We start from the raw sequence: 12,027 nt of genomic DNA, 5'->3' as shown, positions 1-12,027 counted from the left end.
CATTATCTAAATTATTATTCTGGTGGTAGATGTCATGAAACGTCATCTCATCTTGATAATAAGGGTATATATAACATTAAAAAATCAACGCTAGCATTTTGGCGATAACATGCATGCTTTACTGAGCCGCTAGGTACAATGACAGGTGTCATGAAATAGATGAGAAAATGATTAAAATAAGCGGGGGAATTGACTTGATTGATATACTTAATTTTTATATTATGGGATAATAATATATTTTGATTATCAGCATTTATCATGCAAATTATGAGGATGACAATGAAATACAAAACAGAACTTGGTGCAACAATTAAAGATGTTAATCGACAGACAAACAAGGTTTTCAGTAAATCTTTTTATAAAATGCAAGAATTTAAAAAATTTTTGTTGAGCGGTAGCCTACTTGGAACAGCAATTGGTGTTGTTATTGGTGCAAGTTTTTCTGGCTTTGTTAAGGCGTTCGTTTCATTGATATTTGGTATTTTTTCTTTTTTGACGACCGCCATTTTTGGTAAACAGCATGAGATGAAGTGGCATATTATTCCCCTTGAAGAATTTTTACAATCACTAGGTTCGTTACTTTTAATTGCTGGTGCAGTATTTTTCTTTCTACAACTTGTTAATAATATTTTGGCAAAAGATAAGACCGAACGATTTGGATATGATGCACGTTTAGAGGAAATATCACAACTGCATCAAGAGCAAAAAGAAACAAATGCATTATTGAAACAACTTATTGAACAAAATCAAACAAAAGGTGACTGAATGATGGTGCAGTATTTAAGAAAAAGTACATTAACAGATCTACCAGAGATGCTTGCTATTTATGCAGCAGCAAAACAATATTTGCATCAGCAGCAGATTGACCAGTGGCAAGATGGATATCCAGATGAAGAAAGTATTAAGGCCGATATTATACAACAGCGTAGCTACGTACTGATTTGTGACACACGTATTGCAGCGGTAGGTGTTTTAGCAACACAAGGGGATCCGACTTATGCAGCAATTGATGGACAGTGGTGTTCTAGTTCCCATCAAGCTTATGTTGCAGTACATCGAACGGCGGTATCTGAGCAGTTTCGCGGTCAACATTTAGCGCAAATACTGATGAGTTCATTAATGACGATAGCGTATCATGATGGTTTTAAGGATATTAGAATTGATACACATCCTGACAATTTGGGGATGCAACATGTCATTCAAAAAAGTGGTTTTGACTATCGTGGTATTGTATGGCTCAATGGTGATTCAGGAAATAGCCGTAACAAAAGATGGGCTTATCAAATTGTATTACCATAGATATGTCATTTTCAGTTGACGGCAGGTTCTTTTTTGTATAGACTTACTAAATAATAGCTTGAGAACTAAATAGATGGATCAACATGAACTATCAACCTTTTACTGACATTAAGGGCCTAAGAAATAGCTGATAATAGCTATCTCTTCGGCTTTTTAAATTGCTCATGAGGATGAGGTAATGTGATAAGAAAGGACAATGAAGCGGACAATATTGTTTAGTGGATTTTAATATGAGGTGAAGTATGAAGACGAAGCAGTGGGCAATTGGTATTTTAATATTAAGTAATTTTTTGATTTGTCTGGGGATCAGTATGGTCATTCCAGTCATTCCGTATATCAAAAATTTATTACATTTAACAGCAACGGATATGGGAATTATGAATGCTTTGTATGCCTTTGCTCAATTTTTGGCTTCACCACTAGTTGGCCGTATTTCTGATCGTATTGGGCGTAAGCAGATTATTATATTTGGCTTGTTACTATATGCAATATCAGAGGTGATTTTTGCTCTGGGAAATACGTTGGCAATGCTAAACATCTCAAGAATTGTCGGGGGTATCTCAGCAGCTATGGTCATCCCAACATCAATGGCCTTGGCTTCTGATTTAACAACGATGAAGCAACGCGCTAAAGTGATTGGTTGGTTATCAGCCGCCTTTAGTGGTGGCTTGATTTTAGGTCCTGGTATTGGTGGCGTACTGGCACGCATTGATTATAAATTACCTTTCTGGGGCGCAGCAGTTTTAGGGTTGATCAGTGCCATCGTAGCATTGACGGCATTATCTAATGCACCAATTTCTGAAGATGAAGCACAAGCACAGAATCAAGGTCCCCAATTAGGTAGTTGGGCGGTTATGAAGTCATTTCCGACATCGCTGCTTTTATTATTCTTCATGATTTTAGTGTCATCCTTTGGATTAGCTGGTTTTGAAGGCGTATATAGTATTTATGTCAATAGTGTGCATCATTTTGACTTAGATGATATTGCGATTGTGTTAGTTTTAAATGGTATTATTTCGTTGATTGCCCAAGTTGTGTTCTTTGAACCGTTGGTGAATCGTTTTAAAGAAAGCCGAATTATTCAGTTTTGTTTCTTTTTCGGTTTTATAGGCGTTGTCTTAATTGTTTTTGTTCATGCGAAGTGGTCCGTTATCGTGGCTACACTAATTGTCTTTACTGCATTTGACTTGTTACGGCCAGCAATTACAACCTTGATTACTAAGATGGCGGGTCGCCAACAAGGTCTGGTGAGTGGTATTAACATGTCATTAACGAGTGTTGGTAATGTTGTGGGGCCGATTATGTCGGGGATGCTACTAGATGTTAATCAGCATTATGCTTACCTTGTGGTCGCTGTTATTTTGCTCATTTCGTTCTTTATTGCGTTTTCCATTCGTGACAGACGCATATTTGCGCACTAATTTCACTTTGCTTTTGATGTTGTGACATGATAAAATGCTATTGATATCAAAGAGGTTGCGACTGACAACAGTAATATTATTGAGTGAACCAATCACGCAGAAGTAATATGAAAGGGGAAGTTGCCGAAAGTATGAATTGGTAGTTCATATTTGGGCTAATCGTTAATAGCGGTTGGACTGTCACAAGTGATTGTGGTGCGCTTTGCTAAAAACGTGAACAACGATTTTGGTAGCCTCTTGATGAATGCAAGAGGTTTTTTATTGCCCTTTTTGACAAAACTTAAATAAAACGTATGCATCGATCATACGTCATAGGAGTAACAATGAGTGAAAATAAAATGAAACGTGGACTGAAAACACGTCACGTTTCCATGATTGCATTAGGCGGTTCAATTGGAACAGGATTGTTTGTTGCCTCAGGTGCAACTGTAGCCCAGGCTGGCCCAATGGGTGCAATGGTAGCCTACATTGCGATGGGCGTCATGGTTTATTTCTTGACAACAAGTTTAGGTGAAATGGCGACTTATTCACCAACATCTGGTAGTTTTTCTGATTATGCCGGCCGTTATGTTGATCCAGCATTGGGGTTTGCAATGGGCTGGAACTATTGGTTTAACTGGGCGATTACCTTAGCTGTTGATATCGTAGCTGTAGGATTGGTGGCTAATTTTTGGTTCCCTGATATACCGAGCTGGATTTTTTCATCTACCGCTCTGGGTCTAATTTTTCTTATTAATCTATTCTCAGTTGGTGCTTTTGGTGAGACAGAATTTTGGCTTTCCATGATTAAAGTGATTACAATTATTGCTTTCTTGTTAATGGGTGTTGCGACAATATTTGGTGTGATTCATTCAAATATCGATGTAATGAAAAATTTGAGTGTTGGACAACACGGGTTCGTTGGTGGTTGGCAGGCAGTTTTGTCGGTCTTCATACTAGCTGGTTTCAGTTTCCAAGGTACTGAATTAATTGGTATTACTGCTGGTGAAGCACAAGATCCCAATAAAAGTATTCCCAAAGCCATTAATCAAGTTTTTTGGCGGATTTTACTATTTTACATCTTTGCGATCTTTGTGATCAGCGCCTTGGTCTATTATCAAGATCCACGTCTATTAAGTGCTTCAACAGAAAACATTGCAGTATCACCATTTACAATTGTCTTTAAGAATGCAGGTATTGCCTTTGCCGCCAGTTTAATGAATGCAGTGATTTTAACATCAATTATTTCGAGTGCAAATTCTGGTTCATATGCCTCAACACGTATGTTATACGCAATGGCGTTGAAGGGTGAAGCACCTAAGATTTTCGCTAAAATTTCAAGTCGTGGTGTGCCGGTCCCAGCACTTATTATGACAACATCTATTGGATTATTAGCTTTTGTGGCTAATGCTAAAGGTGGCGCCGTAGCTTATACTTGGTTAGTGAGTGCAAGTGGATTAACCGGTTTTATTGCTTGGGTTGGTATTGCAATTTCACATTATCGCTTCCGACGTGCTTATATGAAGCAGGGTAAGCGCCTAGAAGATTTACGATATAAGGCAAAATGGTTCCCCTTTGGCCCATTACTTGCTTTGATTATTTCAATCGGTGTGATTGTTGGTCAAGATCCGCATAGTTTTACGACGCTTAACCTTGAAAAGATTGGCTTAACTTATCTGAGTGTGCCATTGTTTATTATTTTGTATGTCACATATAAGATTCGGCATCGTACCAGATTAATTAAATTAGAAGATGTTGATTTAACACCACAAGGACATGACTAAAGTAAAAAGCATAACAGCGCAATGCTGCTATGCTTTTTTTATTGACCTTTTGTATTTGTAAACGTTAAACTGTAAATAGATTAAATGAAGATTAAATGGAAGAGGCATATGGCTAACAAGCAAGAATGGATTGAATATTTTGAATTAATGCATCATCGCCAACCAACAGCGGATGAAATTTTGGCAGCAATTGAAGCGGGTGATATCAGCCTTAGTCATTCAAAAGTGGCTAATAGTGCGACAACACAACGTGAGCTTTCTCAGGATGTGAATCATGCTTATTCAACAGCTAAACAGCATGCAGGTAATTATTTTGTATGGCTAAAGGATCGTATGATGATGCCGTCCAAGCATGCAATGCTAGACGAGCAGTTCTCGGCTACCTTTTTATGGATCACATATGCATTGGCAAGCTTAGTTGCTGCGTTAACTGTTTGGAATTTTTGCCGTCGTATTGTCAATGCGGCTGCAGCAACAGTTGGCTCCTTTACTGGTACCAGCGATAGTTTGGTTCATGCTGCTAGCCAGTATTTAACATCGGGATTATTAATGCTTTGGATTACATTTGCATTGATTTATTTTGCGGGAGTGCCAATACTAGCCTGGACAACTAAAGTCACTTATCGCTTTTATGATGCGTTGATGCGCTATCTTAATTGGTTTGCGATTGTATTAGGTATTAATATTGTTGCTTTTATTGCATCGTTTTTGATACCGATTACACCGTCAACATTAAATAGTTTAGATAATATGGATAGTGCGATTTATTTCTTAATTGCAACTGTTGGACTGGTGACATTCTTGCTGACTTTAAGTAGTAGTATTTTGGCTATTGGTCAATTTACTTTAGTTAATGCGGCCAACAAGCTTGAAGGCAAAGTTGATACGTTATGGTGGCAATTATGCCAACAAATTGGCACAGGTATCTTAAGTTATTTGATTATTCGTTTTATTGTGGCACCAATGTTTAAAAGTTTGTTTGCAGGATTGGATTTCTAGGAGAATCAAATGACGACAAAAGAAGAATGGCTTAACAACTTTAAAGCAGAGCATGGTCGTGAACCGACAATAGAAGAATTTAGTGCGGCTAAAGCACAACAGTTTAGCACACAAGAACGCGATGATCATCATACAAATGATATAGCACAACAATGGGCACAGCAATTTGAGCAAGAAAATGGTCGACGACCATCAATGCAGGAATTTTCAGCGGCTAAACAGAATGATTTTCAAAAAACAACATCACAAGCTACTGAAAAGCAATCAGCAACAATCGTCTCACGCCCAACGCCACCTATGTCAAAAGGTAAAAAATAACTTTGATTGTTGTCGCAATCGCAGTGGTTGCCATCATTGCTGGGTACCTTATTGGTAATCATTATTATTCAAGATCAAGTAGCATGGAACGTGCGGTTAAAACGCTTAAAAGTTATGATACCAGTGAATACGCGCAACAAATGGTGTGGTCTGATACACATAAGCGTGTCACTAAAAGTGATTTACAACCGATGGTACAGTATTTGTCTAGTGAAAAGATGAGTGATGCAGCGCTTCGCTCTTGGATTTCAACTGGTACAGATGGTTTAACATTACAAAACAATGGGCATAAGTTCTTAATATTCCCAAATTATCAACTGACAGCCAAGCCAGTTAATATTCATCTCACAACAAACCATAAAGATATTAATATCGGTCTCAATGGTAAAAAGTTACTCACAACGGATTCTGACGGGTATGCGACAACCTTGAAACATCAAATACCAGGTGAATATAATTTCACAGCAACAGGCTCAATTAATGGCGGTAGTGTTAAGACGAGCAACACGAATTTTATTGGTGGTAGCCAAGAGAAAAACGTTGACCTCAGTATTACCTTTATTAGTTTTACGATTGAGTCTAACTTAGAAGGTGGTGACGTTTACGTTGGTAACAATAAAATTGGGATGATTGAAAATGGTAAAGCCAACGTTAATCATGTGGCAGTAAGTAAGGGTGCTAATGTTTATGTGCAAAAGCAAGTTGGCAGTGACACTTTACGCACAAAATCAACGCCCCTGACAGATGTCAATGATGATGATTATTTGACATTGGATGCGGAAGGGCTTTTAACACAAACCGACGCAGATAGCTTAATTTCTGATATGTCATCGCTCATGAATAGCTATGCATCAAATGAAAGTGATCCTAGTGATGCGGATACTGTTTTCACTGGTGGTGTTCAAAACAAAGGTTATCAAGATTTTAAGAAGATGATTCAACATAATTTGCATGATTCTAAGCGTAATGCAGATTCGATTTCATTTAGTGATACTTCTGTGCAAAAAAGTTGAACCAACAGGTAAAGCAGCAGCAAATGTTGTTTTCCATATCAAGTATGATTTCTATTATTCTTCTGATACAGATGATGATAACGACACCTATGGGGATATGTATCAAACCTTCGAATTAATTGCCCATACTGTATATAATAAGTCCAAAGATAAGTGGCAAATTGATAGCATTGATCCAAATCAAAAGAAAATTTCTGAAGATGATAACGTCAACTAAAAGTGGCTAAGGCTACTTTTTTATTGTAATCCTTGCTATCTGGGGCTGAACCATTTTTGACGAAGAAGATATGAGATTGTGAGACAATTGTATTGTGAATACATACACATGATATATTTGTTATACTATATATCGTTATAAATCGAGACAACACAGGAGAAAAACATGATTGTATTATCCGGTACGATTGGTGCGGGGAAAACAAGTTTGACAGAATTATTGGCAAATCATCTAGGTTCGCAAGCTTTTTATGAAAGTGTGGATGATAATCCAATTCTGCCGTTATTTTATGAAAATCCTAAAAAATATGGCTTCTTACTACAAATTTATTTCTTAAATAAGCGATTGGAACAAATTAAGCGGGCACAAGAAAATCAATTGAATGTCTTAGATCGTTCGATTTTTGAAGATTCACTTTTATTTAAACTGAATGCTGATTTGGGTCGTGCGACACAGACTGAGGTAACAATCTATGATTCATTAGTGAATAATATGATGATGGAATTACCAACGACTGTATCAAAAGATCCAGAATTATTAATCCATGTTCGCGTTAGTTTTGATACAATGCTACAACGCATTAAAAAACGTGGTCGTGCTTTCGAACAAATTGAAAATGACGCTAGTTTGTATCGTTATTATGAAGAGCTCAACCAACGTTATGATCATTGGTTTGAAAATTATGATCGTTCCGAAAAAATGCAAATTGACGGCGATCGTTTTGATTTTGTTGAGAGCGAAGAGGCACGCCATAACGTTATCGATATGATTGATACTAAATTATCGGAAATTAGACAAAAATAAAAAGGTTGAGACGCTTAGGCGTCTCAACCTTTTTATTTTAGAACAGTTAACATCATATTTTGAAAATCTTTAACAAAACGATCAGTGTCAACCAGAACCGCTGCTTTAGATGTCGTAGGGGCTAATAATTGTGTCTTGTCACCAATGGTACGCCCGTAGTCGCCGTTTTCTGTATTGTAGGTCACACGCATATTCAGCGGTAATCCCGTAATATATGTTGGGTCTATGCTCACTGCTACCGCCAAAGGATCATGCAACGCAGCGCCACGTTTATCAATATCGAGATTATAATAAGCATCGATATAGAAATCCATTAAGCTAGCAAACTTCTCACCCGCTTCAGAATTAAGGTGGCGCCATTCGGCTGTTTCGTTTTTAGTTAAGAGTGTACGTAAAGTAACATCTAGACCAACCATTGTTAAGTTCTTTTGATGTGTAAAGACAAAATCAGCTGCTTCTGGATCTTGGTGGATATTGGCTTCTGTAAATGGTGTAACGTTACCAGGTACAGTTAATGCGCCGCCCATCAAAGTTGTTTGTCCGATTAATTCAGCAACTTGATTATCTTTTTTAATCGCCGCTGCTAAGTTGGTTAGAGGACCAGTAGGGACAAGAATTAAGTCTTCGTGGTAATCATGTGCTGCTCTGATTAAGAAATCAACGCCAGTTTCTTTTTCAACCTGTCGTGGTGAAGGGGTTAATGTGACATCACCGATACCATTTTTACCATGAATTAACTGAGAAATGTTCATGACATCAAAATGGTCTGTGGTGCTAGAATGACTTTCACCAATGAATACAGGGACATCATCTGCACCTAGTAAATGTAATAAGTCAAGAGAATTTTGAGCAGCGATATCAACTAGTGTGTTGCCATAACTTGAAATGATACCAATAAGATCTACTTCTGGCGCCCCAACTGCATAAGCAAGGGCTAATGCATCATCAACGCCTGTATCTAAGTCTAAAATCATTTTGTATTTTGCCATGAATTTATTAAGGTGCTGCTTGCAGCACAATTCTCCTTTAATTAATAATTCTATTATAAAACAATATCTGCCTTTATCGTATAATAATGAAGTAAAGGAGGGACGATAAATGCAAGAATATGATATTGCCATTATTGGTGGCGGTCCAGTCGGTATGTTTGCTGCTTTTTATGCTGGATTAAGAGATACAAAGGCAGTTTTAATTGAAAGTATGGCGACTTTGGGTGGTCAAGTAAGTGCTTTATATCCTGAAAAGCATATATTTGATGTTGCGGGTTTTCCAAATATTAAAGGTCGGGATTTAGTGGAACAACTCACCCAACAAATGGCTAAGTTTCCAATAGAAGTTTTAACACACACAACAGTTAGTGATGTGGTCAAACAAGATGAACGTTTTATCATCACAACAAATCAATCAATGATTGTGGCTAAAAGTATTATTGTTGCAACGGGTAAGGGTGCTTTTGAACCCCGTAAAATGCAAATTGAAGGCGTTGAGCCATTGGTTGGACATGGTGTACATTATTTTGTCCCTAATCCTGAGCAATTTCGAAACCATGATATTGCGATTGCTGGTGGTGGTGATTCAGCTGTTGATATGGCGGTTATGCTTAATGAAGTGGCAAATCAGACAACAATTATACATCGACGCGAACAGTTTAGAGCGATGGAACAAAGCGTTAAAGCGTTAAATGCAAGTGATATTGATCAAGCAACGCCAAGACGAGTGGTTCAAGTGATGCCCACAGTCAGCCAAAAGCTCGAAATTACTTTGGCGCATGTTAAAAATCCTGATGATATTCAAACGATTGTTGTAGACGACTTAATTATTAATTATGGTTTTATTTCTGAAAATAAAACGGTTTTGGGCTGGCAAGCGCAACCAGAAAGTGTCATGCAAGGGATGATTGTAAATCAGGAAATGGCAACAAATATTCCGGGTTATTTCGTTATCGGGGATGCAAATTACTATGATGGTAAGAATGATTTGATTGCAATTGGCTTTGGTGAAGCACCGGCCGCCATTAATGCGGCAATCCGTTTCTTTGATCCACATCGTGGTGGACCCGGACATTCAAGCGCAATGTCACTATAATTCTAGTAAATAGAATAAAAGTGTATGCTATACTAGACTTTAACTACATAAAAAGCGATAAGTAAGGGGTGGATTTAGTGGCATTTTTAGAGTTATCAGCAATACATAAATCATATTTTTTGGGTAAGGAAGAATTTCCTGTCCTTAAAGGTATTGATTTGAAGTTTGAAAAGGGTGAATTTGTTTCTATTTTAGGTGAGTCAGGTGGCGGAAAGTCAACATTGATGAATATCATTGGTGGCTTGGATCGTAACTTTGAGGGAACTGTTACGGTTAATGGCAATCTGTTAGATCATAAGCAAGAGAAACAATTGGATCTTTATCGTCGCCAAACGGTAGGCTATATTTTCCAGAGTTTTAACTTAATTAATTACCAAACGAACTTGGAAAACGTTTTAACAAGCTTAAACATGACGAAGTTGTCTAGTGCTGATCGTAAGAAAAAGGCAACTGAATTACTCGATAAGGTTGGCTTGGCTGAACATATGCACAAGTATCCAAGCCAACTATCAGGGGGTCAAAAGCAACGTGTTGCCATTGCGCGTGCTTTGGCCTCATCTCCTGATGTCATTATTGCCGATGAGCCAACTGGTGCGTTAGATTCTGTTAACACACGCGAAGTATTAGAATTATTAGAAGACATCGCTAAAGATGGTAAGTTAGTCATTGTGGTGACACATTCTCAGGAAGTTGCCAACTATGGTACGCGTATTTTGCATATGGCTGACGGTAAAATTGATAATGAAAAGAGTTTGAAGCCTAAATTTGAATTACCAGCGCATCAAGATAGGATACCTTCTCGTCCTTTGTCATCAAAAACACTATGGCAAATGGCTTTTGATCACTTGCGTTTCAATAAACTACGTAACTTCTTGATTACTTTAGGTTCAGCTATTGGTATTTTTTCTGTTATCTTATTCCTTGGATTAGGTAATGGTATTAAAGGATATATTAACGATCAAGTCACACAGTTGGCTAATCCTAATTATCCGACTGTTATGCGTAATGTGACTGAAGATAAGGATGCGCCGGCTTCTCAGCGGATGCAAGAAACATCACAAGCAATGGCAACGGATTATAACGCTGCAACATTACCTGACAACTATATTGATCGTTTACAAAAAGTAAATCATATTGATAAGGTAGAGCGTGGTTATCAATTTGGTAATGTGACGTTTACGTATGGTAAGCAGAAAACACAAGGCGCACAAATTCAAACTTGGACGTCTGCCTTTTCAAGCAAGAGTATTAAGGCTGGTCACAAACCAGGTCACAATGAATTAGTTATTGATAAGACTTTTGCTCAACAAATTGATAGTGATAACTGGAAGAGCTTAATTGGTAAAGAAGTATCATTTTCATACTTTGCCTTTAATAAAGACAATCAACCTGTCCAAATTAAAGATAAGTTGAAGGTTGTAGGTATTGCTGAAGGTGGACAATCAGGTGCCATTTATAGCATGAGTTTTGACACGGTTAAAGACCAATTAGCAAAAGCTAAGGCAACAACAGATCCAACATATGCCACAATTGGCATTGACGATGCTGAAAATGTAAAGTCAGTTGTGAAGAAAGTCAATCAGATTGAAATTGATGGTAAGCGTGCTTTTGTCGGCATGTCAATCGGTGATATTCTCGACACGATTAACACCATTACAAGTCTCGCTTCGTATGTCTTAGCTGCTATTGCTGGTATTTCCTTACTTGTTTCAGCAATTATGATTATCGTGACAACGTATATGTCTGTTGCAGAACGTACAAAGGAAATTGGGGTATTGCGTGCCTTAGGTGCTCGTTCTAAAGATGTTCGTCGCTTATTTACAAATGAGAGTCTGTTGATTGGCTTGATTTCAGCGGTATTAGGTCTTGTTGCAGCTTATGCAGGACAAGCACTAATGAATGTTGCCTTGTATAATTTGATTAAATTTAACATTGTACAGGTATCTATTGGTAATGTGATTTTCGCGATTGTTATTAGTTTGTTAATTGCATTGCTGGCTAGCTTAGTGCCATCACGTAAGGCAGCTAAGTTGAATACCATTGATGCTTTGGCCGCGGATTAATATTCTGTCTTAAATATTTAATGAATGCTACGTTGTTTAACGACG

The 12,027-nt window shown here is 37.7% G+C and carries 12 protein-coding genes and 1 riboswitch; of the genes, 11 read left to right on the top strand and 1 reads right to left on the bottom strand.

Annotated features, from left to right (window positions below; genetic code table 11):
* The first annotated feature begins 279 nt into the window (after positions 1–279).
* From LEUFL_RS0102585 to LEUFL_RS0102550, 9 genes are all read left to right on the top strand, one after another.
* The gene (locus tag LEUFL_RS0102585; RefSeq protein WP_010007264.1) at positions 280–765 is read left to right on the top strand and encodes an MscL family protein; all 486 of its coding nucleotides are present in this window, start codon (positions 280–282) and stop codon (positions 763–765) included.
* On the top strand, positions 766–1,299 hold the full coding sequence (locus LEUFL_RS0102580; RefSeq protein WP_010007263.1) for a GNAT family N-acetyltransferase: 534 nt from the start codon (positions 766–768) through the stop codon (positions 1,297–1,299).
* A gap of 242 nt (positions 1,300–1,541) precedes the next feature.
* A complete protein-coding gene (locus LEUFL_RS0102575; RefSeq protein ID WP_010007262.1) occupies positions 1,542–2,720 on the top strand; it encodes an MFS transporter in 1,179 nt (392 codons plus the stop codon).
* Between the two features lie 41 nt (positions 2,721–2,761).
* Positions 2,762–2,931, top strand: a riboswitch (Lysine riboswitch).
* A gap of 112 nt (positions 2,932–3,043) precedes the next feature.
* Positions 3,044–4,483 (top strand): amino acid permease, encoded by a 1,440-nt coding sequence (locus tag LEUFL_RS0102570; protein WP_010007261.1) that lies wholly within the window; start codon positions 3,044–3,046, stop codon positions 4,481–4,483.
* Between the two features lie 108 nt (positions 4,484–4,591).
* Positions 4,592–5,482 (top strand): hypothetical protein, encoded by an 891-nt coding sequence (locus LEUFL_RS0102565; protein WP_010007260.1) that lies wholly within the window; start codon positions 4,592–4,594, stop codon positions 5,480–5,482.
* Between the two features lie 9 nt (positions 5,483–5,491).
* The gene (locus LEUFL_RS12360) at positions 5,492–5,800 is read left to right on the top strand and encodes a hypothetical protein (RefSeq protein ID WP_050792569.1); all 309 of its coding nucleotides are present in this window, start codon (positions 5,492–5,494) and stop codon (positions 5,798–5,800) included.
* A 2-nt stretch (positions 5,801–5,802) separates the two neighbouring features.
* Positions 5,803–6,813 carry a zinc ribbon domain-containing protein gene (locus tag LEUFL_RS11100; protein WP_050792568.1) on the top strand — a complete coding sequence of 337 codons (1,011 nt, stop codon included), beginning with the start codon at positions 5,803–5,805 and terminating at the stop codon, positions 6,811–6,813.
* On the top strand, positions 6,788–7,030 hold the full coding sequence (locus LEUFL_RS12355) for a hypothetical protein (protein WP_050792567.1): 243 nt from the start codon (positions 6,788–6,790) through the stop codon (positions 7,028–7,030). Before LEUFL_RS11100 ends, LEUFL_RS12355 begins: the two co-directional genes overlap by 26 nt.
* Positions 7,031–7,195: 165 nt before the next feature.
* Positions 7,196–7,834: a deoxynucleoside kinase gene (locus LEUFL_RS0102550; RefSeq protein ID WP_010007259.1), complete on the top strand. Its 639-nt coding sequence runs from the start codon at positions 7,196–7,198 to the stop codon at positions 7,832–7,834.
* A gap of 32 nt (positions 7,835–7,866) precedes the next feature.
* Here LEUFL_RS0102550 and LEUFL_RS0102545 read toward each other — a convergent pair whose 3' ends face one another.
* Positions 7,867–8,823, bottom strand: coding sequence for a nucleoside hydrolase (locus LEUFL_RS0102545; protein WP_010007258.1), 957 nt, complete (start codon positions 8,821–8,823; stop codon positions 7,867–7,869).
* 109 nt (positions 8,824–8,932) lie between these two features.
* Between LEUFL_RS0102545 and LEUFL_RS0102540 the strand changes: the two genes are divergently transcribed.
* Both LEUFL_RS0102540 and LEUFL_RS0102535 read left to right on the top strand, forming a co-directional pair.
* Entirely contained in the window at positions 8,933–9,919 is a 987-nt protein-coding gene (locus LEUFL_RS0102540; protein ID WP_010007256.1) for an NAD(P)/FAD-dependent oxidoreductase, read from the top strand.
* A 77-nt stretch (positions 9,920–9,996) separates the two neighbouring features.
* On the top strand, positions 9,997–11,982 hold the full coding sequence (locus LEUFL_RS0102535; protein WP_010007255.1) for an ABC transporter ATP-binding protein/permease: 1,986 nt from the start codon (positions 9,997–9,999) through the stop codon (positions 11,980–11,982).
* Positions 11,983–12,027 lie beyond the last annotated feature (45 nt).

Origin of the sequence: Leuconostoc fallax KCTC 3537, assembly GCF_000165675.1 — a bacterium.
Classification (GTDB): Bacteria; Bacillota; Bacilli; order Lactobacillales; family Lactobacillaceae; genus Leuconostoc_B; species Leuconostoc_B fallax.
The sequence above is the reverse complement of the archived record's forward strand: the minus strand, read 5'-3'. Positions and strand labels throughout refer to the sequence as shown.